At 41.7% G+C, this 22,448-nt stretch carries 24 protein-coding genes and 1 tRNA gene; 18 read left to right on the top strand and 7 right to left on the bottom strand.

Going from position 1 to position 22,448, the window contains the following annotated elements; genetic code table 11:
• Positions 1 to 10: 10 nt before the first annotated feature.
• Positions 11 to 340, bottom strand: coding sequence for a preprotein translocase subunit YajC (gene yajC / locus H7844_04670; GenBank protein MEO5356574.1), 330 nt, complete (start codon positions 338 to 340; stop codon positions 11 to 13).
• A 309-nt stretch (positions 341 to 649) separates the two neighbouring features.
• A tRNA-Pro gene (locus H7844_04665) sits at positions 650 to 723 on the bottom strand.
• Between the two features lie 31 nt (positions 724 to 754).
• On the opposite strand from H7844_04665, the gene H7844_04660 reads away from it, so the two are divergent.
• The 6 genes from H7844_04660 to H7844_04635 all read left to right on the top strand — a co-directional run bounded on the left by H7844_04660 (position 755) and on the right by H7844_04635 (position 8,011).
• Complete coding sequence (locus tag H7844_04660) at positions 755 to 937, top strand: hypothetical protein (GenBank protein MEO5356573.1); 183 nt, start codon at positions 755 to 757, stop codon at positions 935 to 937.
• A gap of 35 nt (positions 938 to 972) precedes the next feature.
• The gene (locus H7844_04655; GenBank protein ID MEO5356572.1) at positions 973 to 1,650 is read left to right on the top strand and encodes a hypothetical protein; all 678 of its coding nucleotides are present in this window, start codon (positions 973 to 975) and stop codon (positions 1,648 to 1,650) included.
• A gap of 140 nt (positions 1,651 to 1,790) precedes the next feature.
• Positions 1,791 to 3,032: a response regulator gene (locus H7844_04650; GenBank protein ID MEO5356571.1), complete on the top strand. Its 1,242-nt coding sequence runs from the start codon at positions 1,791 to 1,793 to the stop codon at positions 3,030 to 3,032.
• 87 nt (positions 3,033 to 3,119) lie between these two features.
• A complete protein-coding gene (locus tag H7844_04645; protein MEO5356570.1) occupies positions 3,120 to 4,364 on the top strand; it encodes a response regulator in 1,245 nt (414 codons plus the stop codon).
• 103 nt (positions 4,365 to 4,467) lie between these two features.
• Positions 4,468 to 7,272, top strand: coding sequence for an EAL domain-containing protein (locus H7844_04640; GenBank protein ID MEO5356569.1), 2,805 nt, complete (start codon positions 4,468 to 4,470; stop codon positions 7,270 to 7,272).
• Positions 7,273 to 7,366: 94 nt separating this feature from the next.
• Positions 7,367 to 8,011 (top strand): CinA family protein, encoded by a 645-nt coding sequence (locus H7844_04635; protein ID MEO5356568.1) that lies wholly within the window; start codon positions 7,367 to 7,369, stop codon positions 8,009 to 8,011.
• Positions 8,012 to 8,233: 222 nt separating this feature from the next.
• Here H7844_04635 and H7844_04630 read toward each other — a convergent pair whose 3' ends face one another.
• From H7844_04630 to H7844_04620, 3 genes are read right to left on the bottom strand one after another with little or no spacing between them, the layout of a single operon-like run.
• Positions 8,234 to 8,872 carry a hydrogenase gene (locus tag H7844_04630; GenBank protein ID MEO5356567.1) on the bottom strand — a complete coding sequence of 213 codons (639 nt, stop codon included), beginning with the start codon at positions 8,870 to 8,872 and terminating at the stop codon, positions 8,234 to 8,236.
• On the bottom strand, positions 8,869 to 9,849 hold the full coding sequence (locus H7844_04625; protein ID MEO5356566.1) for an NADH-quinone oxidoreductase subunit H: 981 nt from the start codon (positions 9,847 to 9,849) through the stop codon (positions 8,869 to 8,871). The genes H7844_04630 and H7844_04625 overlap by 4 nt, the downstream gene beginning before the upstream one ends.
• A complete protein-coding gene (locus tag H7844_04620; GenBank protein ID MEO5356565.1) occupies positions 9,846 to 11,918 on the bottom strand; it encodes a hypothetical protein in 2,073 nt (690 codons plus the stop codon). Before H7844_04620 ends, H7844_04625 begins: the two co-directional genes overlap by 4 nt.
• A 319-nt stretch (positions 11,919 to 12,237) precedes the next feature.
• Between H7844_04620 and H7844_04615 the strand changes: the two genes are divergently transcribed.
• Complete coding sequence (locus tag H7844_04615) at positions 12,238 to 12,897, top strand: hypothetical protein (GenBank protein MEO5356564.1); 660 nt, start codon at positions 12,238 to 12,240, stop codon at positions 12,895 to 12,897.
• A gap of 45 nt (positions 12,898 to 12,942) precedes the next feature.
• Entirely contained in the window at positions 12,943 to 13,149 is a 207-nt protein-coding gene (locus H7844_04610) for a hypothetical protein (protein MEO5356563.1), read from the top strand.
• 78 nt (positions 13,150 to 13,227) lie between these two features.
• Here the strand turns inward: H7844_04610 and H7844_04605 are convergent, their stop codons facing one another.
• Positions 13,228 to 13,992 (bottom strand): ABC transporter permease, encoded by a 765-nt coding sequence (locus H7844_04605; protein MEO5356562.1) that lies wholly within the window; start codon positions 13,990 to 13,992, stop codon positions 13,228 to 13,230.
• A gap of 25 nt (positions 13,993 to 14,017) precedes the next feature.
• The gene (locus H7844_04600) at positions 14,018 to 14,965 is read right to left on the bottom strand and encodes a bifunctional riboflavin kinase/FAD synthetase (protein ID MEO5356561.1); all 948 of its coding nucleotides are present in this window, start codon (positions 14,963 to 14,965) and stop codon (positions 14,018 to 14,020) included.
• An 81-nt stretch (positions 14,966 to 15,046) separates the two neighbouring features.
• On the opposite strand from H7844_04600, the gene def reads away from it, so the two are divergent.
• The 10 genes from def (at position 15,047) to H7844_04550 (ending at position 22,391) form a co-directional block, all read left to right on the top strand.
• A complete protein-coding gene (gene def / locus H7844_04595) occupies positions 15,047 to 15,553 on the top strand; it encodes a peptide deformylase (protein MEO5356560.1) in 507 nt (168 codons plus the stop codon).
• Between the two features lie 33 nt (positions 15,554 to 15,586).
• Complete coding sequence (gene fmt, locus H7844_04590) at positions 15,587 to 16,519, top strand: methionyl-tRNA formyltransferase (protein ID MEO5356559.1); 933 nt, start codon at positions 15,587 to 15,589, stop codon at positions 16,517 to 16,519.
• Positions 16,509 to 17,051 (top strand): DUF116 domain-containing protein, encoded by a 543-nt coding sequence (locus tag H7844_04585; protein ID MEO5356558.1) that lies wholly within the window; start codon positions 16,509 to 16,511, stop codon positions 17,049 to 17,051. Before fmt ends, H7844_04585 begins: the two co-directional genes overlap by 11 nt.
• Positions 17,052 to 17,167: 116 nt before the next feature.
• Entirely contained in the window at positions 17,168 to 17,647 is a 480-nt protein-coding gene (locus H7844_04580; protein ID MEO5356557.1) for a DsrE/DsrF/DrsH-like family protein, read from the top strand.
• Positions 17,648 to 17,759: 112 nt separating this feature from the next.
• On the top strand, positions 17,760 to 18,590 hold the full coding sequence (locus H7844_04575; protein ID MEO5356556.1) for a substrate-binding domain-containing protein: 831 nt from the start codon (positions 17,760 to 17,762) through the stop codon (positions 18,588 to 18,590).
• Positions 18,591 to 18,596: 6 nt separating this feature from the next.
• Complete coding sequence (locus H7844_04570) at positions 18,597 to 19,328, top strand: ABC transporter permease (GenBank protein ID MEO5356555.1); 732 nt, start codon at positions 18,597 to 18,599, stop codon at positions 19,326 to 19,328.
• Position 19,329: 1 nt separating this feature from the next.
• Positions 19,330 to 19,986, top strand: coding sequence for an ABC transporter ATP-binding protein (locus tag H7844_04565; GenBank protein ID MEO5356554.1), 657 nt, complete (start codon positions 19,330 to 19,332; stop codon positions 19,984 to 19,986).
• A gap of 266 nt (positions 19,987 to 20,252) precedes the next feature.
• Positions 20,253 to 20,519, top strand: coding sequence for a hypothetical protein (locus H7844_04560; GenBank protein ID MEO5356553.1), 267 nt, complete (start codon positions 20,253 to 20,255; stop codon positions 20,517 to 20,519).
• 3 nt (positions 20,520 to 20,522) lie between these two features.
• Positions 20,523 to 22,040, top strand: coding sequence for a serine/threonine-protein kinase (locus H7844_04555; GenBank protein ID MEO5356552.1), 1,518 nt, complete (start codon positions 20,523 to 20,525; stop codon positions 22,038 to 22,040).
• Positions 22,041 to 22,064: 24 nt separating this feature from the next.
• Entirely contained in the window at positions 22,065 to 22,391 is a 327-nt protein-coding gene (locus H7844_04550) for a hypothetical protein (protein ID MEO5356551.1), read from the top strand.
• Positions 22,392 to 22,448 lie beyond the last annotated feature (57 nt).

Here is a 22,448-nt window from a genome sequence, read left to right as displayed (position 1 = left end):
CCTCACTTTATCAATCACCATCATTAGCGCCGCGTATGGTTGTTATAAAAGGTTTGCCGAATTTTACCTTTACGTTTTCAGAAATCTTAAGCGTAACCGTGTTTTCCTCCACAGACTCCACAACTGCATAAATTCCGCCGGTTGTTATCACTTTATCGCCTTTTTTAAGGCCGGCAAGCATTTCTCTGTGCGCTTTTGCCTTGGTCTGCTGAGGCCGTATCATTAAAAAGTAAAATATTATGAATATTACCATAAGAGGCAGGAAACTCATGAAGATATCCGGAGCTCCAGCCTGTCCACCCTGAGGCGGTTGCCCCATTGCCCACGCTATTGATAACATATACTATACACCTCCAAAATTTTTAGCTCATATTCTAACTCTTAATGTGCATAAAAGGCAAGAAAATAAAAAAAATTTATAGTAGCAAAGTGAAGCAGTGTGCCTAATTCCAATTCTAATTAAAAGTAAATGCAGGCGGCTGGGAACAAGCGGCGCCTCCCCTCACAGGGGATTGGAGCGTACGTTAAGGAGCTTTTGATAAAGCCAACGAAGTTAGACTATTGAATGCAGCTTGGTATTAAACCGGAATATCCATCTTTCGAGGTCAAATATTCTTTAATTTTCCTGTGGCTTTCGAATATTTTATAATCGGGGCGACTGGATTCGAACCAGCGACCACACGGTCCCGAACCGTGTACGCTACCAAACTGCGCTACGCCCCGAATACTGCCCTATCCTATACATTTCCGGTTAATGTTGTCAATACCTGTCAATAACAAATCAAATCGCTGCTACTTGCCGGGCGCCGGTGAGGGAGCCGGCTTAGGTGGCGGCGGCGGTGTTAGTGCAAGTGTTGGTTTTGGCGGTGGTACCAAGCAGAGCCTTCAGTATTACAGCAGATTTAGAAATGTTTATATGTTTTTTAGCTGCGATTGATGGCGCTTTTTTATTCTTTTTGATATAATAAGGTCATGCAAGTAATTACGGTACCGGATGAATTAAGAGACAGGCTTGGAAATGAGGCTGCTGTTGCCCTTGCCGCTTTAATCAATGAAGTAAATACAGAAGCGCGCAAGGACTCGTTGTCCTTTGCTGATGAACGACTGGAAAGAAGACTTTCAATAGAGACAGGAAAGATCAGAGAGGACATGGCACGCTTTGAGGGCAGACTTAATGAGCGTATTACCTCCGAAATAGCTAAAGTCAATGAAAGTATCGCTAATGTTAATGAGCGTATTACCTCCGAAATAGCTAAAGTCAATGAAAGTATCGCTAATGTTAATGAACGTATTACCTCCGAAATAGCTAAAGTTAACGAACGTATTACCTCCGAAATAGCTAAAGTCAATGAAAGTATCGCTAATCTTAACGAGCGTATTACCTCCGAAATAGCTAAAGTCAATGAAAGTATCGCTAATCTTAACGAACGTATTACCTCCGAAATAGCTAAAGTTAACGAGCGTATTACTTTTGAATCAGGTAAAATACATGAAAGAATTTCAAATCTTGAGGGAAATTTGCGTATAGACATTGAAAAAAATGGTAAAGAAATCGAAAAAGCCGGTAAAGAATATATAAAATGGATGTTTTTGTTCTGGATTGGCCAACTTGCCGCTACAGTAGCAATGTTCAGATTCTTTCTCAAATAAACAGTTCTGATGTTTTTTCTATCTGTGTTAAAGAACATTTTTTTATAGACTGAAATAATATAGATAATTTATACTGAAGAAGGTCAAAGCAAAATGGCAAATGATTTTCATTTATACAAAAAAGGTGGTAGTGTATAGCAATGCTGCTTGTAGTGTCACATTCAATTGTTTTACACAGGGTTCTTGAACATTATCTTAAGAAAAATTTCCCTCATATTGTCTGCGATAAAGTTTTCAACGATATTGATGCAGTGAGCAGATTACAGGGCAATGAAAAGTATGAGCTTATTTTAAGCGACTGGGATGATGATTACGTTGATGGGTATAAGCTGTTGACTTTGGTAAGAGAAAATCCTGTAACAAAGAGCGTTCCTTTTGTGATAATTTCTGAAAAGCATGATAGTGAAAGTATCATAAAGTGTGTAAATGCTTCAGTGTCCGGTGTTGTTAAAAAACCGGTTGATGCTGATGTTATTGAACAGAAGCTTAAACCTTTTTTTGAGAAGCTGAATATACAAAGTTCTGACATTGTAAAAAAACAGGTGAATATACAAAGTTTAAACATCCCGCCATGCCCGGCTATTATCAATGAGCTTCGTGGTGAGTTGAAAAGAACAACACCGGCTTTGGATAAAATCGTTGAGTATATAAAGAAGGATGTAGCACTTACGGCATCCTTAATAAAGCTGGCAAGCTCACCAATTTATGGTGCAGGCAAAGTTGAGAGCGTTTTAAGGGCTTTACATGTGTTGGGTTTGGAAAATTTTACAAATATGGTTTTAGCGGCTTTACTACAAAATTCCATTAAAGACTCAGGCATAGTTACAGAGACGTTTTGGCGGCACTCTCTAACCTCTGCAGTGCTGTGTTCTTTCATTGCAAATAAGAAATATCCCAAACTTGTTGATACAGCATATCTTGCCGGATTATTTCACGATTGCTCCATTCCGCTTTTTCTAAAGAGATTTCCGGGATATGAAAAACATGCCGACCTGGCATTATCCAACTCAACGGAGGGAATTGGGCAGGAGGAGCAGCACTACAGCACCAACCATGCAGAGGTAAGCGCCATTGTGGTAAAAACATGGAAAGTTCAAGACTGCGTTGTTGAGGCAGTCAGGTATCACCACAGTGTTGATGTCGGCACACCGCGTAATTCCGGTTATTACCAGAACGTCAGAGAGGTATGGTCAATTGTCGTTTTGGCTGAACACATAAGCCAATACTACGGCTACTCCGGCATGTTGCCGATAAAGTCTGACGAGGATTTCTTTAATGTCTATGAAAAAGCAATGGTTGAGCTGCATATGGATGTTTTAGACATTAAGGATTTAAAAGACGATGCCTTCTCAGTTATAGAAAACATTTCTGAGACTTTTTAGCCGATGTTGATAGATTGATAAATCTAAAGAGCAGTTATGACAAACAAATGAACATTAAAACATAATAAAAACAAGGCGGTACTTTGTATGATGATGCTTGTAATATCACACTCAACAGCTTTGCACAGGACTCTTGAACAATATTTGAAGAAAAATTACCCGGGCATTACTTACGAGATAATATTTAATGACATTGATGCCGTAAAAAAACTACAGACAAGCCATAACTATAAGATTATTCTAAGTGACTGGGATGATGACTACGTTGATGGATTCAAGCTGCTAAAGCTGGTAAGAGAAAATCCTGCAACAAGGGATATCCCTTTTTTAATGATTACTGAAAAACATGACAGCGGCAACATTATTAAGTGCGTTAGTGCCGGAGTGTCAGGATATGTTAAAAAACCAATTGATAATGAAATTATTGAACAGAAGATTAAACCTTTTTTTGTCAAATTTAACTTACAGGGACCTGAGACAATACAAAAACAAATAAACATAAAAAATTTAAATATTCCCCCGTGTCCTGCCATCATCAATGATATACGTATGGAATTAAGAAAGCCTGCTCCGGCTATAGACAAGATAGTAGCGCATATAAAAAAGGATGTTGCTGTTACAGCAATTTTGCTGAAGTTTGCAAACTCACCGGTATATGGCTCAGGCAAGGTAGATGACATTGTAAGGGCTCTGCATGTGTTAGGGTTAAAAAATTTTGCCGATATGGTTTTAGCCGCACTGCTGCAGGTTTCTCTCAAAGATACCGGAATTGTCACCGAAACTTTTTGGAAGCATTCATTAGCCTCAGCAACACTATGTTCTTTTATTGCCGGCAGGATGTATCCTAAACATGTTGATACTGCTTATCTTTTGGGCCTCTTTCATGATTGTGCTATGCCGCTGCTTTTAAAAAAATTTCAGGGATATGAAAAATATGTTGATTTGGCAATATCCAATACAGTTGGAATAATTGAAAAGGAAGAGGAGGCTTTTAGTACAAACCATACAGAGGTAAGCGCACTGATTGTAAAAAGCTGGAAAGTGGAAAACATAATTGTTGAGGCGATAAAGTATCACCACAGTACTGAACTCGGCACATCGCGTAACTTAGAATACTATACGGGGGCAAAAGAGCTTTGGAGTATTATTGTTTTAGCTGAGCACCTTTGTCAGTTTTTTGGTTTTTCCGGTCCCTTACCCATAAAATCAGACGAAGATTTTCTTAAAACGTATGAGAAAGTAATGATAGAGCTGCACATGGAAGTTCAGGATTTAAAAGATTTAAAGGACGATGCATTTACAGTTATAGAGAAAATTTCTGATACTTTTTAGAGTTGAAAAACAATACACCCTTCCATAGTTTATAGAAATGGACAAACATGCCTTCATATATGCTACAATGGCACATGGTAATATCAGGTAAAAAGGATAGTTTTTGAGAATATCGCTTGGCAATAAAATAAACTCTCTGCTTTTGCTTATGACATTAATAGCGGTTGCAGAGCTTCTTGCTATTTATTACTATCAATCGGCGCAAAGATATGACGTTTCGGTAATTAACATAGCCGGACGCCAGAGGATGCTCTCCCAGGTAATCGGCAAATACATCCTGTCGGTGGCTTATGGAAACCTCAATGATTTAAAGCCTCTTGACGATGCAGTTGAGCGCTATGACAGCAGCCTTTCGATGCTATATAAAGGCACTAAAGCCTCAAATGGAGTCTTTGGGCATAATGCCACGGTGGTTATATCCCCTGCCCCAAAAGAGCTGGAACCACTGTTTAAGGAAAACATCAATATCTGGGAGTCGTTTAAAAACAACATCGATACGATAAAAAATGGAGGCAGCTTTACCGATGATTTGAAATATACACTAGTCAACAACAATGCACTGCTTGATATCAGCAATAGAATTACGCTTGGTTTTGAAGATATTTCCAACAGAAAACACAGGCGTTTAATGAACGTGCTGTTGATGATGACGGCAATAGATATCTTGATTTTCCTCTTAGGCGGCTACAATGTCTATAAGCTAATAAGACCGCTGAGTGAGCTTTCAAAATCAGCTTTTAACATAGGAAAGGGGGATTTTCAACAGAGGATTACCCTTCCAAAGGCCAATGACGAGATAAGAGACCTTGCTGCTGCATTTAATACCATGTCAGAGAGTCTCAACGAAACAACGGTATCTAAGGACTATATAGACGGTGTGGTCAATGCAATGGTGGATATGCTATTTGTGGTGGATTCCTCGGGGATAATAAAGACAATAAATAATGCCGCCGGCAGTATGCTTGGTATTGACAGGGATGAGCTTATCGGCAAGTCTGTTACAGAAATATTTATTCCTTCCGAAAAACTGATGGTTGAAGGTAAGCTCAAAGAAGCTATGGCAATGGGCACTGTCGGCAAAGGCGGCTTAGGCAACGTGGAGGGCACTTTTATAACCATAAGCGGAAGCAGATTTCCCGTGCAATGTAGTTTTTCATTTATGAGGGTATCAGAAAGAAATGACATAGTCTGTGTGGCTAACGACATTACCCAGAGAAGGCGCTATGAGGAGGATCTGAGGAAATTATCCACAGCAGTGGAACAAAGTATAAGTTCTATTGTTATTACAGACATAGAGGGCAACATAGAGTTTGTTAACCAGAAGTTTACAGAGTGTACCGGTTATACTCTTGCCGAGGTCAAGGGTAAGAATCCGCGCATTCTTAAATCCGGCAAACATGACCAGGCGTTTTATAAAAACATGTGGGATACTATAAAGGCCGGCAATGAATTCAGAGGCGATTTGTGTAATATGAAGAAAGACGGAACACTCTACTGGGAGTATCTGTCCATATCTCCGATAAAAAACCCCGGCGGGGAGATAACACATTTTATTGCGGTTAAGCTGGATGATACAGAGCGTAAGAAAATGGAGGAACACCTCAGACAACTTGCACACCACGACGTACTTACCGGTTTGCCTAACCGCACCTTGTTTGAAGACAGAATTAATCAGTCTATTCTGCAAGCCAAAAGAAATGACTATATGTTTGCGGTGATGTTTTTGGACCTCGACAGGTTTAAGCTTGTCAACGACACACTGGGACACAATGTTGGAGACCTGCTGCTTAAGGAGGTCTCATGGCGGCTTGAGGACTGCGTAAGGAAATCCGACACTGTAGCGCGCATGGGTGGTGATGAATTTCAGATACTGGTTTCAAAAATAGTTAAGCCCTCAGACTTGATAACCATAGCCCAGAAGATAATAAAAACAATAAATGAACCGTATGTGCTTGGTCAGCACACGTGTCAGGTTGGTGTCAGCATTGGTATAAGCATCTTCCCCAATGACGGTGACACGCTGGAGGCCTTGAGCAAGTGTGCAGATGTGGCAATGTATCAGGCCAAGGAGCACGGAAAGAATGATTACAGGTTTTATGAGCCCTCTATGGATAAAGCTATAACGGAGCGAGTGACACTTGAAAAAGCTCTTATTACGGCTCTGGAGTCGGAACAGTTTCTGCTTCACTATCAACCACAAATAGATATGGCTACGGGCAGGATAGGTGGTTGTGAGGCTCTGATAAGGTGGCAGCACCCTGAGACCGGACTGGTATCTCCGGCAAAATTTATACCGATAGCGGAGGAAACGCGTCTGATCGTGCCTATAGGCAAATGGGTAATAGCCACTGCCTGTCGTCAGGGCCGCAAATGGTTGGATGCCGGTTTCTCACCAATTCGTATTTCGGTAAACCTCTCCGCACAGCATTTTAGACAAAAGGAACTTTTAAAGACTATAACTGATGTTTTAGATGAGACAAGAGTATCCCCTGAGCAGCTTGAGCTTGAAATTACGGAAAGCGGCCTTATGTCAAATGTTGAAGAAAGCATAAAGGTTATGCATCAAATCAGGGACATGGGTATAAATATTTCTGTGGATGATTTTGGTACAGGGTACTCATCTTTGGTTTATTTGAAACGTTTTCCTCTTCAGACGCTGAAAATTGACCAGAGCTTTATCCGTAACTGTCCATATGATGCTTCTGATGCTGTTATCACCTCATCTATAATCTCAATGGCTCACAGTCTCAATATCAAAGTTATAGCTGAAGGGGTCGAGAACATCCAGCAACTGGAGTTATTGCGTACCTTTGAATGTGACGAGATTCAGGGGTTCCTTTTCAGCAAGCCTGTTACAGCCCATGAGTTTACTGAGCTTCTTGAGGACGAACATGTCTATAGTCTATAAGAGTAAATAGCGCAGCGTGTGGTAATGGGCATTAAAAATCGTACTACACGCAAAAAAACAGAACCAAAAATCCATTGTCGGAACAAATCGTTACGTGAGGTTAAAGCACATTGTATCAATAAGGAGTGCAGACTGCGACAGAAGGGTTGTAAGGGATTTGAGGGCTGTCCCGGATACAAAACTATTTAGACTTGCAAAGGGTATTTTTATGATATCAGGCACACTGGAAGTAGAAGAAGTAACAGCACTTGCAGAGGCTCTTGTAAGGGAGGCGTCAGAGAGGCAAATCACTATATCAACAGCCGAGTCCTGCACAGGCGGGATGATAGCGGCATTTATAACAACGGTGGCAGGCAGCTCAGAGGTGTTTTTGGGGGGTGTTGTATCTTATAGTAATGATTTGAAAATGAAAGTACTTGGAGTCTCCGGCGATACGCTTAAAACTCATGGGGCGGTAAGTGAGGAGACAGCCCTTGAGATGGTAAGAGGGGTAAGGGAGCTAACTGGAGCAACGTTGAGTGTATCGGTAACCGGAATTGCCGGCCCCGGCGGCGGGAGCAAGGAAAAACCTGTCGGACTGGTTTTTATTGCGCTTAAGGGGCCTGAGGGGTTTGAACAGGTCGTGAGGCGCTGGTTTTCCGGAGACAGGATGCAGGTAAGGGTTGAAACTACAAAAGAGGCCATCAGGCTCCTTAAATCCCGTATCACACAGATGGCCACTGATAATGTTGACCCTTAAAACCCGCGTTTCAAACAATTCGTCCACTTGCGCTCTATATCCGTTATTGTGTATAATTGGTAATACCAAGTAGCCTTCAATGTCTAACTTTGTTAGTATATAGCGAAAACCATAATTCCATTCATTATTTTTAGTGGTTGAGATTGCCCTCCCCTGAAGCACACGGTAAAGCATTGTTTGATAAACTCAGCGCTATCAAGGTACTCGATCCGGCTTTAATATTTAATCTGAGAGTCTCGTAAGTCTGCTTACGTCTGAGTCTTCAAAGGCGGATTTCATATTATTTGCAAATATCCCTGTTAGAAACATCCCGATAAGCACATCGAACAATATACCTGCCTCTACAATTAACGGCATCTCGGGAGCAAGCGACAGTGACATCATAAATGCACCGTTTTCAAGCACCAGAAATCCCATAACATGGCTTATGATTTTCCTTCGAGTGGTTATTATAAGCATACCGATTATTACCGCTGACAGCGATACGCTGAAATTAAGCACATTGATATTGCTTCCGGCATTTTTCAGTATTGACGACAGCACAAACGAAAGTGACATTATGATTGTTGACAGCATTAACATCGCAAAGCTGCCTATAAAGGGGTCGGTTTCCCGTTTTATGCCCATACTCCTAATCATATGATATATAACCATGGGCAGCACTGCGGCCTTTACCACAATGGTTTCAAGAGCAAGAAAGATAGTGTGGCCAACGTTTAAAGACCCAGACTGTGCAAGGGATGCAAGAAAAAGCATAACTCCCTGCACTGACAGTATCATAACAAAGGCTGAAATACGGCTTGTTGTTGCTATGTATAAAATTGTGACTCCAAAAAGTATAACTGAAATATGATTAATCATTTATTCACACCAATTGTCAAAACTGCCAGCACGATGAGGGCTATCCCTGTGGCTCCAAATAGAAACTGAGGAACATGAGTCAACCTGAAGCGTGCAAAGACCGATTCGAGCAGCCCAATGGTGGCGGCAATTGCAAACATTATAAACATATACAGAATCAGAGACGTAACGGGGGAGACCCAGGCCGGCACAATAATCCCTGTTATGAGGGTGCCAAGAATGGATATTCTAAGAAATGAGGCCAGGGTCATAAATGCCAAATCAGGGCCGCTTACTTCTAACGTCAAAGCGCCGGTAATCATGGCGGGCTCATTAAGTGTCGCCGGGTCACTAACCGGCACTCGTCCGGCCTCCGCCAGTATAAACATCAGAAGCACAATATTGCCGCAAATGGCAGGAATGAGCAAATATGAATCTGACCAGATTTGTGCTAATTCAACAAACGACCAGAAAAAACCGCTTTGAACTGTGTCAGTCACGGGTGTTGGGATTACTGCATAAATTTCACTAAAAGAGCTCTTGCCGGTAAGTTGAGCCAGGGTTGCAATGATTATAAAAAAAGCAGGCTCAATCAGTGCTGACAGAGTAATCATCCTCCCTGCTCCCATACCGCTGAAACTGCCACCGGTATCAAGAGCTGATATAAGTGTAAAGAATCTACCGGCGGCTAAAGCACAGACAAAGAACACAAAATCGCCTTTAAAACTTATGAGAGCGGCTCCACTACTTATGGGAACCGGCAAAGCAGCAGCTAAAACCGAGGCAAGAGCAATTGACGGTCCGGCTTTGAAAACATCTGAGGCCGCTTCACTCACTACCTGTGATTTTTTAAATAGGCGGATGATGTCAAAAACCGGCTGCAACAGCGGCGCTCCGTACCTGCCACCCCACAAGGCCTTAACCTTAACTATTATGCCTGCCATGATTAATGCCATTGCAAGCATCAAAATATACCGAGACAGAGCTTGTACCGTCACAGCAGTCTCCAAAGGGAAATAATCAACAATGCAATCAGTGTTATCAGAACATAAAACAGGTAGTGTCCTATATGGCCTGTCTGTATCCACGCAAATAAGTTATAAAAGCGGTTTAGGGCTTTAAATATATTTCCAGCTATGTAGTGTTCAATAAAATCAATGTACTTTGTTTGATGGTGAAGCCTCTGTTGAGGGAAAAAATAGTCCTTTTTTGAAAGTTGGGAAACTCCGGGCATCCGGATAATTGTACTGAGCCGGGCCTCAGTGTCCTCATCCTCAATCTGTTGGCTATCGGCGGCTTTAAGTGAAAAAAATCCACCGTCTGTTTCTGTCTTTGCTACAAGGGGCAGGATGAGATTAACCAAAGGAGCAGAGAGTGATAATGCACTGTACTGCATCCTTTCATTAATATTTTCATAACCGCAGTTCCACGTGGGAGCTTTCAGAGTTGTACGTTTCCTGAGTAAAAGATGCCTACAACCAAATATAACAACAATCAACAGCAAAAATACTAACGATGCCCTTGACACAGATGATGCGGGCTCAAGGACATTTATAAAAGTAATGTCAGAAAAACCTGAGATCAGCACAACAGACGGTCTTATAATGGATAGTACCGGCATGGGAAAAACTCCTATAACAAGACAAACGGCTGCCATAAACACCATTGGCGCAAGCATCGAAAGTGAGCTTTCCTTAGCCTGAAACTCAGAACGTGGAAGTCCCTGAAAGCATATACCAAAAGCTCTTACAAGTGCTGCAAGTGAGAGTGCTCCAACTGAGGCAAGTGCCGCCGCTGTCATGACCTTTGCAGTGATTAATCCACCGGATGATACGGCCTCTGAGGTTATTAGGCTGAGATAGATAAAAAACTCACTAACAAAACCGTTAAAGGGCGGAAGCGCACAAAGTGACGCAGAGGCAGCCAGAAAACAAAAAGCTGTAACAGGCATATTTTTTATAATACCGCCCAAATTGTTCAGCTCACATGTACCGGTGTTTAAGTAAACACTACCGCAGGCAAAAAACGCAGTACTCTTGGACAGCGCATGATTAAGGATATGAAACAGTGCCCCTGTAAAGCCCAGAAAAGATAAAACGGGTATCGCATATGATTTCCCCAGCATTCCAGCGGATATCCCGATTCCGATAACTCCGGTGTTGCTGATAACAGAGTATGAGAGGATTTGTCTTAAGTCCCTTTGAGCCAGAGAGTTGATGACGGCATAGAGGGCGGTTATGACGGAGATTGCAAGAAAGGCATATGCTACATATGGAGAGGGGGATTCTGTAAGAGTTATAATGCGCAGGATGCCATAGACAGCCGTTTGGATAATGACAGATGCCACGATTGCCGGCACTGCACTGTGCGCCTCACCAGCTGCATTGACAGTGGCAGAGTGAAATGGGATAAATCCTGCTTTAAAGGTAAAACCAGTTAAAAAAAGACAAAGCAGCGGAGTTTGAAGTTTTGAAGACGATGCAAGCACGTCCTTGTAAGTGCTGAAATCCATACTTCCTGCCGCTGCTATGAGCATGACAACAGGGATAATCAAAAAAACAGTACCGATATGCATAGCGATGAGATAGTAAACGGCAGCTTTTTGCACTTTCGGTTCATGGCGGCCATGAAGCATTAAAAACACGGTAAGCAGAGTCACAAATTCGAGACTAATCAAAAAACCAACAGAATTTTTAACTGTAAACACAAGCATAACGGAAATAAACAGGAAATTAAAGAAAGCAAAGCTGAATTTCCTTTTTTTATCTTCCACCGGCAAATATCCTTTAAGATATATTGAAGTGAGGAAAAAGATAAGAGATGCGATGCCGAGAAAAAAAGCTGAAAGAGAATCAACCTCAAAGTTAACTATACCCATCGGCATTTGGAGATAGAGTGTATAGGCTGGCACATCGTTAAAAAAAACCGGCGGGATGGAAATAAACAGATTACCAATGAGGGCTGCCGCAATAGTCATAGTTGAAATATTGCCGGAAATTTTCGGATATTTTCCTGCAATTAACCCACCTGCTGCCAAAATGGCAATGGATACAAAAAAAACGGACATATGTTTGCCTTCCTAATCTGCCTGCTATCTGTTTTTAATGGAACACTCTGCTTCTGAGCGTACGTATGATACAGCAGGCCGGAGAACATGTCAATAGTATATTGCCACAGCTCCTTGCGGGGGTTGGCAATTACGGTGCGTAAGACAATTTTTATAAGTCATTATACCAAGTTGCAGCCATAAAATTGCCAAACCAAATGTAATTTTATTTACATATAGAATTAGTTTATGCTATCATATCATACAATAATCTTAGTAATTATTTGTACTAATACAGAATAGGCGGGCTTTGAGTAAGATATTGAGGTAATGTTACCGGATGCTTGGAAAGATATTATTGGTAGATAGGGACAATAAAAGGAGAGGCAAACTCTCTGTAATGCTTGCGAGAAAACAATATCTTGTACACCTTATAAAGACAGGAATGGCCGCTTTTGAAAGAGCCTCTGCTGAAAACTACGATATAATATTCATTATGCCCGGCACCGATGATCTGGAATCTCTGGTTGAACTGAGATGTGCTGTGCCAAATACCAGGGTGATTGCAATTAACTCTGTTTCAAACGGTAAAAGCACAGAGATAATTAACAGAGGGCTAAGTGACTTTAAAATAAGACCCTTCACACTTGATGAGATAGTAGATTACACAGACCGGCTAATGGAACAACGGCGGTTTGAGCAAAAGATAAGTAAACTGAACTTTGACCGTGTTTGTGTTGCCATATCCTCTCCGATAAGAAGGAGCATTTTAAAACTGCTTTATAAATCCTCATCCATCAGGTTTATTGATATGCTTAGAGAGATCGGTATGGCGGACGAACATCAGAAAGTGGTTTTTCACATTAGAAATCTAAAGCGTGCCGCTCTGATAACCCAGGATGAAATCAGAAATTATGTGATTACAAATGAGGGCACACTGGCTGTAAAAAGCATAGAATTATTTGAAAAAAGTTTTGCTGGATTTTCTATTGAAGAATAAGTCAAAATATCTGTGTTAATAATTAAACTATCGGGAAGGTAAATAATGGACGATCTTGAAAAATTAAAATCTCTGATTCACCACTGGCAACACCACAACGATGACCATGCTAAATCGTATTTGGACTGGGCTGAGAAAATGGCTGCCATGGGGCGTGATGACCTCTATCATGTACTTGTCAGGATATTTACTGATGCAAGGAAACTTAATGAGCTTTTTGATGAGGCGGCTAAAATTTTGAAATCTCAATAAGCAACCTCTCAGACTCCTTCAACTTTATCATGGTTATATCCATGTTTGTCATCACACCTTTTTCTAAACAACTTGGTATTAGTCAATCAGCCTTCGCTTTAACCGTTTTACACCAAGGTAGCCAAAGACCAACGTAAAGAGCACAATATAAAGGAGGTCTAAGACAAGAACCGGTTCTATTTTTAAAAAGCAGAAGGCTCTGGAGAGCCTTACGGAATGGGTTAATGGTAAGATTTCAACGACAGGCCGCATCCACCCGGGCAATTGAGTAACGGGAAAGACTGCGCCGCAAAAGAAAAACATCGGCGACAAAAGCCCGGTCATGTAAAAGTTAAAATATGCTATCGTCTTAACAAACGAGGTAATAAACATAGAAAGTGCGGCAAACATAAAACCCGTCATAAAGCCTATAACTGGAGCCATCAGCCCCCCAGGCAGCTTGATTATTCCAAACGGAGCTACTACAGCCAGCACGGCAAACGAAAAAAACAACCCCTTAGTGGCCGCCCACAACATCTCCCCCACAAGCAGGTTTTCCACACTTAGCGGGGCAGAAAGCATCCCCTCATAAACTTTATTAAATTCCATTCTGATAAACGTCCCGAATGAACATTCAAACGCCGCCGTCATCATAGAGGTTGTCACAACAAGGGCTGTTGCAAGAAATTCCACGTACCTTATGCCCCCAATTTCGGGCATATACCGGCCAAGCCCCAACCCCACACCCGTTAAAAATATCAAAGGCTCCACAAACGGCGGAAAACCATTGCTAAATAGATTTTTTGAGTACACCCTTACGTGGCGGGACCACACGGAAAATACCCTCGTAAAAACCCCAGGCATATTCATCACAAGCATTTTTCAGTAACTACAGACAAGCGCCGGGCTTAACCTTTTTTAATATCTCAGACGCTTTTTTGAAATCCGTCTTTATCTGCTCTTTGAGGGCATCCGGGCCGGAAAACACTTTTTCATCCCGTAGTCTTTCAATAAAATACACCCTCATAGTCTTACCGACTGCATCACCATTGTAGCCAAATACGTGGACCTCATAACTGGTCCGGTTCTCTCCAAAAGTCGGGTTACACCCGATGTTGGACGCACCGTCATAAAGAGCTCCATCTATTTTTACTTTTACGGCATAGACTCCGCACCTGGGCACCAACTCATCCGGCAGGGATAGATTTGCCGTTGGAATCTGCAAAATACTTTTGCCACGCCCTGTGCCGGTTATAATCTCCGATTGTATAAAATACGGCCTGCCAAGGTAACAGTTGGCATGTGCGATATCCCCCTTTAGCAGGTTATGCCGTATCACACTGCTGCTTATAACCGTCCTGTCTCTCTTAACATTTCTGACTACATGAAACTTAAACCCATACTTCTTGCCCCGCCGTCTCAGTGACTCAGTTGTGCCCTTCTTGCCCTTGCCAAACCTGTAATTATGCCCGACTATTACACAAGCGGCGCCTATTTTACCTACAAGTACGTTTTCCACAAAATAATCCGGCTCTATCGAGGAAAACTGCTTGTTGAAATCTATACACAGAAGCACATCCATGTCGGCCTTTTCTATAAGCTCCGCTTTTATATCAAAAGGGGTTAGAATTTTTATCCCCTTCTGCGGATTTACAACCTTTATCGGATGAGGGTCAAAGGTAATCACAATAGATGTGCCGTCTGAGGCGGCCGCAGCCTCTCTGACCCTGTCCAATATTCTCCGGTGACCGGTGTGCACTCCGTCAAAGTTGCCAAGGGTTACTATCGGATTAGGATATTTTTTGGTTAAATTATCCAGACCTCTTATTACTTCCAAAATTGTCTCCTTATAAATTAGTATAAATTTTTTAAACTATTCATTATACAATTTCCCCAAAAAATAGTGTTATAATCATATATGCCATCTTTAAAAATAAAAACATATCCGGCTGCCGTGCTTATGGGAAAGGCAAAACCTGTTGAAAACATAGACGGAAATCTCATAAAGCTCATAGAGGATATGAAGGAGACTATGCTGGAGTATGAGGGGCAGGGGCTGGCAGCTCCCCAGGTTGGCCGCTCCACACAAGTTATTATTGCAGACCCCTCCATCAAAGAGCCGCAGAGATACAAACTAACCATCATAATTAACCCTGTAATTGCCTATGCCGAGGGTAAAATGGAATCCATCGAGGGATGCCTTAGTATTCCTAAGTCAACTTTCACCATTGACCGTGCCATGAGGGTTTTTGTAAGGGGGATAGACACAGAAGGTAATCCTCTTGAGATTGAGGCAAACGGTAATTTCGCCCGCATTCTTCAACATGAAATTGACCACCTACACGGCATACTTTTACTTAACAGGATTAGCATTGGCGACAAAGCCGCTTATGATAAGAAAAATTTAAAGAAAAAAAAGAAATAAGTTTTTTTCAAAAACCCTGTGGGAAACCATTAAATGAATATAGCGTTTTGGGCAACTCCATTGTTTTCAGTCCCCGCCCTTGAGGGGTTAATAAGTAGCGGACATAATGTTTCACTTGTTGTAACCCAACCGGATAAGGGCAAACCGTCAAAATTAATAAAGCCTCCGGTTAAACAGGCGGCGGAACGGTTTGGTATCGAGGTGATTCAACCACAGAGCCTTAAATCGGAAATCTTTATTAATAAATTGAAAGTATGCCCTATAGATGTCAATGTTGTAATAGCATATGGCAAAATTCTGCCCTCTGAGATTTTAAATATGCCGGTGTTTAAATCAATAAACGTTCATGCCTCAATACTTCCCAACTATCAGGGAGCTGCGCCGATTCAGTGGGCAATAATAAACGGCGATACGGAAACCGGCGTAAGCACTATGCTTATGGATGAGGGCATTGACACGGGTGCGGTCTATTACACAGAGAAAGAACCCATCCGGCAGGACGATACATATGAATCTCTGAGCATGAGGCTCTCTAAGTCAGGCGCTGATTTGCTGATTAAAACACTAAAGGATATTGAGGCCGGTGCAGTTTTCCCCACCCCCCAACAAGGTAACCCCACCTATGCAAGGATTCTGAGAAAAGAAGACGGACTCATTGACTGGAAAAACCCAGCCCTGCACATTGTAAATATAATCAGAGGGCTTTACCCGTGGCCCGGGGCATACACGTTTTTTAACGGCCGGAGAGTGAAGATTATGAGAGCAAATGCAGTGCAATTACATCAGAGTAATGCCACCGCCTCCGCCGTGATTTGTCAAAGTGCAAGAGACGGCCTTGTTGTTGCTTGTGGACAGGGTGCCCTTTCAATAACAGAGCTTCAGCCGGAGGGCGGGAAAGTTATGTCCTGCACTGATTTTATAGCTGGAAGGGTGAGGAGACCGGAGGATACCATCTATGTGGGTTAAACTTAAAATCCTGTGGATAAGATTTCTGCGTGCCTTTACACTAAAAATACTATATCCGTTTCTTATGTTGCTGGGGGCATTCATAAAAAGCAAAAAAGAATCATTTCAGGACTTTATTATAAATCTGAACAATAAACTTGTGAAGAAACTCGGCATTAAGACGTCAAAACTATTAATTATGCTTCCTCATTGTCTTCAGATTGACAAATGCGACATAAGAATCACCAATGATATAAACAACTGTAAGAGGTGTGGCAGGTGTAATGTCAAAGATTTAATAACAGTGGCTGAGGAGTGTAATCTTAAACTCTATGTGGCAACAGGCGGCTCTATAGCAAGAAAACTGGTAAAAGACATAAGGCCGGACGCTATTGTGGCCGTTGCCTGCCAGCGTGATTTAAGCAGTGGGATTGCCGACTCACATCCGCTTCCTGTTATTGGAGTACATAACGAAAGGCCCTTTGGCCCTTGTTACAACACTAAGGTCAGTGTTGAAAAAGTACAGGAAGCTATAAGGGCATTTATTCAATAAACATTTTTTTAATTACAGACAATTTTGTTGACATAACAATAATAAAAATGCTATAACCAAAGAGGCAATTTTAAAATTACTACAAATAAAAATAAATACAGGAGGATATGTTAATTATGGCAGCACAAAAAAAGAAAATGGCAATAATAGCAAGCAAGGGTACGTTGGATATGGCCTACCCTCCGTTAATTCTTGCCTCTACCGCCGCAGCTATGGATGTTGATGTACAGATATTTTTTACACTTTATGGTGTGGATATAGTAAATAAGAAAAAGAATCGTAATCTTCAGGTAGCTCCTATAGGCAACCCTGCAATGCCATCTCCGGTTCCGATGCCTAACATAATCGGAATGTTGCCTGGTATGACCCCTATGGCAACTATGATGATGAAAAGCATGATAAAGAAAATCAACTGGCCGACAATCCCTGAGCTTCTTGATGCCTGCCGCGAGGTAGATGTCAGAATGATAGCCTGCACTCCCACACTTGAGATGACAGGTCTTACAAAGGATGACCTCATAGATGGTGTTGTTCTTGCAGGAGCAGCTGAGTTTTTGAATTTTGCACTTGATGCCAATATAAGTTTGTTTATATAATATTAAACAAAAGTTAAGGATACAGTTTTAACTTAAGTAGGGTGGGAACACATAATGTTTTGTAACGAATAAAGCGGAGCGATTCCGCTTTATTCGTTAAGGAGCAGCCATTATGACATCTAAAAAATCGGTATTTATTTTACTTATAGTTTTAATTTCAGCCTGTTTTACCTTAACTGCAAATTGTCTGAATGCGGAGACCTCAATCAGATGTGCTACAACGACAAGTTTACAAAATTCAGGCCTGCTTGAGCACATTCTTCCGCTGTTTAAGAAAAAGACCGGCATACGGGTGGATATTGTGGCGGTGGGAAGCGGTGCCGCCATAGAGATAGGTAAACGAGGAGATGCTGATTTTGTTTTTGCCCACGCTAAGGACCTTGAGCTTAAAGCAGTACAGGAAGGATATTTTATAAATAGAATGGAATTTATGTACAATGACTTCATCATAGTCGGCCCGGCATATGACCCTGCCAAAATCAAAGGAACTAAAAAAGCCTCGGAAGGTTTTGATAAAATTTCAAAATCCGGCAGCTTGTTCATTTCACGCGGGGATAATTCCGGCACCCATGTTAAAGAACTCAGCATATGGAAAGTGGCAGGTGTTGACCCCAAAGGGCAGTCGTGGTATTTGGAGTCAGGACAGGGAATGTCTAAAACACTGCGTCTGACTTTTGAAAAACTTGCCTATACTATTACAGACAGATCCACGTGGCTTGCCAGTAGAGATAAACCGGAACTAACCCTGCTATTAGAGGGAGACCCTGCACTTATAAATTACTACAGCGTAATGGCGGTAAACCCTCAGAAAAATCCCTCAGTTAAATACAAAGAGGCCATGGGATTTATAAATTGGCTGACCTCACAGGAAGGCACTGATACTATCAGGGAATTTAAGGATTCAGCGGGAAATCAGCTTTTTTTTAGTATAGAGAAAAAATAATCTCTATTGGAAACAATATTAAAATCGTTAGTCAGGGCTTTTTATCTTATCGTTTCTTTGGATAAGAGCTTTACAGATATTATAGTATTGTCTTTCAAGGTATCCGGCGGGGCGCTTGTTTTAGCGTCTTTAATCGGCCTTCCAGTTGGAGCTTTTATGGCTCTGCAGAAGTTTCCTCTAAGAAACACTCTTTTTGGCATAGTAAATGCGCTTCTTGGGCTTCCTCCGGTGATGGTCGGTTTACTTTTGTATCTTTTCCTTTCAAGACGAGGCCCCCTGGGGTTTCTCAGTATCCTCTATACCCCGTATGCAATGGTTATAGCACAGAGCATTTTGGCATTTCCCCATGTGTGCGCCATAAGCGCATCTGCCATACGGGAGGTAAACCCTCGCTTAGGGGTTCTTTGTGAAACCCTTGGGGCAACTGAATTTCAAAAAGCGTTAACCATAATCAAAGAGGCGCGCTTTGGAATCATCACGGCTGTAATGGCCGCCTTTGGCAGGGTTATATCTGAAGTCGGTGCGATTTTGATTGTCGGAGGAAATATCCTTGGCGTTACACGCGTTATGACCACAGCCATAGTGCTTGAGACTGATAAAGGGAATTTTGAATTAGCGCTTGCTTTAGGTATTGTGCTGCTTAGTGTTTCACTTATTATTAATGCGCTTGTCAGCAAAATTCAAAACCGGCATATTCACTCCTCACAAGATAAAAGGGGCTTTTTTGATATCAGGTGATATGATTAAGCTCAGCCTTAGCATTAAAGATATTCATAAATCATATGGCGGCAGGGAGGTACTGCGGGGTATCAGCTACCGGTTTGAACCCTCTATGTGCTACGGCATAGTCGGCGAAAACGGTGCAGGGAAGTCAACACTGCTAAGAATCTGTGCGCTCATTGAAAAGGCGGATACCGGTACAGTTGTTTACAGCTCAGGCGATAAAATACTCCGGCAGGATATTAACCTTAAAAGACGTATGACTCTGCTTTTGCCGGAAGTTGGGGTGTTTAACACCACAGTTTATAAAAACGTAGCATATGGGTTAAAAGTACGAAATATTAGTGATACCGGCGGTATAGTAAATGAAACACTCGATATGGTGGGACTCAAAACGAAAGCCCGTCAAAATGCCCTTACACTATCTACCGGTGAGACCGCCCGAATGGGCATAGCGCGGGCGCTGGCTATAAACCCTGAGTTTCTGTTTCTCGATGAACCCACAAACGGAATTGACGCCCAAAATTATGAAATAATAAAAGATATTTTGACAGAAATAAAAAACAATTTAAAAACCACAATCCTTATTGCCACACATGACGACAAGATCAAAGAACAGATTTGTGATACTGTGTTAGTTATAAGAAACGGCAGGACTGTTGATGAAAATAAATAAAAATGCTTATGTAGTTAACTGCTATGTTGAAATGTCAAGCCTTCTTTTTTTTCTTTTCTAAATTTTCTCCAAAAATTTAGAAAAGAAAAAAAAGAAGGCTTGACATTTCAACATAGCAGGCGGATGGGGGGAAGGCTACGCCTGCGTTTACTTTTGAATTAGAATTGGAATTACTTCCCCGTAATTTGATTTTACTTAAAAAAATAGGCTATACTGTTTATAGGATTTTGAAAAACATTATATATTGCGCAAAATAAGGGTGAGTTATGTCTTTGGATGTTAAAGATACGCAGTGTATCAATCGTTTAATAAAAAGAAAGAAATACTTTCTTGTCTTTAGCATATCAAGCACAGTGATGGGGCTTGGGCTGCTGAGTTACCACCTAATCAGCAAAGACTTAAACGGACCACGCTTTGTGCTGATTATTTTTATACTGCTCTTAGGAAGATCAAACCTCCGCCAATACAGAATATCTCAACTGCTGGATAAAATAAAACCGCTCATAGGTATTACTAAGGAAAGAGAGCCCTAAGACATGCCGGCAATTAAAGTTGAAATATTGGAAGGTCCTCAGAAGGGTAAACTATTTACATTCAATCAATTTGACACAATAATCGTTGGACGCTCTAAAAATGCCAACTTGCAGTTAACAACCGCCGATGGATCAATTTCCCGCAGCCACTGCAAATTTGAGTTTCGCTCAGAGCAATGTGTTGTCAGCGATTTAGCCAGTAAAAACGGCACTATTGTTAACGGCAAGAGCATATCTTCTAAAACTCTGAATACTATGGATGTAATAAAAATCGGAGATGCTTTGATTAGAGTAACCATTGAAAAAACTGACTCAAGCCCTGTTTTCTGCAGGTTGTGCGGCATAGAAATTGTCAATGTGGTTAGTTATAACAATAAATCAAATACCGGCAGCCCTTTGTGCGCCGACTGCATGGAAAATGAGCTTGATACAATGGAAAAGGCTGACTTCAATCCGGATTCCAGAATAGATATTCCAGCTTTGAAAACTTTTTTGTGCAACCGGTGCTCTAAAGATGTCTCAGAACGTGCTAATTTTGACGGCGCAGCATTTGATTTTCTGCTGTCTCTGTATCTCTGTCCGAATTGTACCAACACACTTGAAAATAAAACCCAGAGTTTTGAGTATGACGACATCTATGCAACCATCGGGGAGTTGGGAAGGGGCGGGATGGGTATCGTCTATAAGGCTGTTCACAGAAGTACCGGCAGGGTGTGTGCAATAAAAAAAATTCATCCTTCCGCCCTGGATGACCCCAAACGGATGAAACTCTTTGAACGTGAAATGGCTGTTCAGTCGGAGGTTATTCATCCTAACCTCATTGCCATTACTGATAAGGATGCTGTCGGCTCCACATACTATTTTGTTACCGAATTTTTGCCCGGAGGGGATGTGTTACAGCTTATGAAAAACACCCCCGATAAGTGTCTCTCTCCGAAGTCAGCCTGCTCGATTACTGTTGAAATCCTTAAGGGACTTAATGCCCTGCATAGCAGGGGCTTCATCCACAGAGACATTAAACCTTCCAATATTCTGCTGTCACTGCCAAATCAGGACGGCTCTTTTGTTGCAAAGATTTGTGATTACGGTCTTGCCAAGTCTTTTGAAAAAGCAGGGGAATCCTCTTTCGATATAACCAGAACTCACGGCGGTTTTGCCGGTTCCCTCATGTACATGTCCCCGGAACTTATTAAAAACTACAAGTATTCAAAGCCTCCGGTTGATGTCTATGCCGCAGCCGTCACTCTTTATTTCATGCTGACAGGCAAATATACAGTTAATATACCTGCGGATATTGCACAAAAAATGGCCGCCGGTGACGATAATTTTCAAAGACATCCAGTTGATATTGTTTTAGAAGACCGCCCTGTTCCGATACTTCAACGCAGAGCCGATATTCCTGAGGCCCTGGCAGCAATCGTTGATAAGGCAGTTACAAAAGACATCGAGGAAAGTTATCAGGATGCAAACTCGTTAAGATTTTTATTAGAGAAGGTGATGGAAAAGGAAGGTTGGAAGTAGAGAACTTATCGTTGGAGGGATAAAATGAAAAATATAGTTAGATTAATGTTGCTGCTGCTTAGTGTTTTTTTGATATTGTCATGCAGTGAACAAGATGCTGATAAGAAAAGCCACGCAGACCAAATCCAGGAGCTGGCAAAATCCAGAAAGGACGCCTTAGACAAATCTAAGGAGTTGGCACAGAAAACAGAGGTGGAAAACCTTCGTAAAGCCCTCAGCAGCTTCAATTCAACTGAAGGCAGATACCCTAAGGACCTTGCGGAATTGGAGCAGTTTGCAGGTGTAACAATAGATAAAGGAGTCTATCTCTATGATCCAAAAACCGGAGCCCTGTCTCTTAATACCAAGTAGCAGTCAAAAGAGTAACGAGGCGGCAAGGAGAAAGCGACACCTCCCCTTACAGGGGAT

It is taken from the genome of Nitrospirae bacterium YQR-1 (genome assembly GCA_039908095.1).
In the GTDB taxonomy this organism is placed as follows: Bacteria; Nitrospirota; Thermodesulfovibrionia; order Thermodesulfovibrionales; family Magnetobacteriaceae; genus Magnetomonas.
The sequence above is the reverse complement of the archived record's forward strand: the minus strand, read 5'-3'. Positions and strand labels throughout refer to the sequence as shown.

What these genes read in the sequence shown, in the direction of transcription:
- H7844_04660 (MEO5356573.1), top strand. Translation starts at nt 755, where the DNA reads ATGTTGTCAATACCTGTCAATAACAAATCAAATCGCTGCTACTTGCCG.
- yajC (MEO5356574.1), bottom strand. Translation starts at nt 340, where the DNA reads ATGTTATCAATAGCGTGGGCAATGGGGCAACCGCCTCAGGGTGGACAG.
- H7844_04615 (MEO5356564.1), top strand. Translation starts at nt 12,238, where the DNA reads ATGCTTGGAAAGATATTATTGGTAGATAGGGACAATAAAAGGAGAGGC.
- H7844_04550 (MEO5356551.1), top strand. Translation starts at nt 22,065, where the DNA reads ATGAAAAATATAGTTAGATTAATGTTGCTGCTGCTTAGTGTTTTTTTG.
- H7844_04645 (MEO5356570.1), top strand. Translation starts at nt 3,120, where the DNA reads ATGATGATGCTTGTAATATCACACTCAACAGCTTTGCACAGGACTCTT.
- H7844_04565 (MEO5356554.1), top strand. Translation starts at nt 19,330, where the DNA reads ATGATTAAGCTCAGCCTTAGCATTAAAGATATTCATAAATCATATGGC.
- H7844_04605 (MEO5356562.1), bottom strand. Translation starts at nt 13,992, where the DNA reads ATGCCTGGGGTTTTTACGAGGGTATTTTCCGTGTGGTCCCGCCACGTA.
- H7844_04580 (MEO5356557.1), top strand. Translation starts at nt 17,168, where the DNA reads ATGGCAGCACAAAAAAAGAAAATGGCAATAATAGCAAGCAAGGGTACG.
- H7844_04575 (MEO5356556.1), top strand. Translation starts at nt 17,760, where the DNA reads ATGACATCTAAAAAATCGGTATTTATTTTACTTATAGTTTTAATTTCA.
- H7844_04620 (MEO5356565.1), bottom strand. Translation starts at nt 11,918, where the DNA reads ATGTCCGTTTTTTTTGTATCCATTGCCATTTTGGCAGCAGGTGGGTTA.
- H7844_04555 (MEO5356552.1), top strand. Translation starts at nt 20,523, where the DNA reads ATGCCGGCAATTAAAGTTGAAATATTGGAAGGTCCTCAGAAGGGTAAA.
- H7844_04610 (MEO5356563.1), top strand. Translation starts at nt 12,943, where the DNA reads ATGGACGATCTTGAAAAATTAAAATCTCTGATTCACCACTGGCAACAC.
- fmt (MEO5356559.1), top strand. Translation starts at nt 15,587, where the DNA reads ATGAATATAGCGTTTTGGGCAACTCCATTGTTTTCAGTCCCCGCCCTT.
- H7844_04560 (MEO5356553.1), top strand. Translation starts at nt 20,253, where the DNA reads ATGTCTTTGGATGTTAAAGATACGCAGTGTATCAATCGTTTAATAAAA.
- def (MEO5356560.1), top strand. Translation starts at nt 15,047, where the DNA reads ATGCCATCTTTAAAAATAAAAACATATCCGGCTGCCGTGCTTATGGGA.
- H7844_04585 (MEO5356558.1), top strand. Translation starts at nt 16,509, where the DNA reads ATGTGGGTTAAACTTAAAATCCTGTGGATAAGATTTCTGCGTGCCTTT.
- H7844_04630 (MEO5356567.1), bottom strand. Translation starts at nt 8,872, where the DNA reads ATGATTAATCATATTTCAGTTATACTTTTTGGAGTCACAATTTTATAC.
- H7844_04655 (MEO5356572.1), top strand. Translation starts at nt 973, where the DNA reads ATGCAAGTAATTACGGTACCGGATGAATTAAGAGACAGGCTTGGAAAT.
- H7844_04650 (MEO5356571.1), top strand. Translation starts at nt 1,791, where the DNA reads ATGCTGCTTGTAGTGTCACATTCAATTGTTTTACACAGGGTTCTTGAA.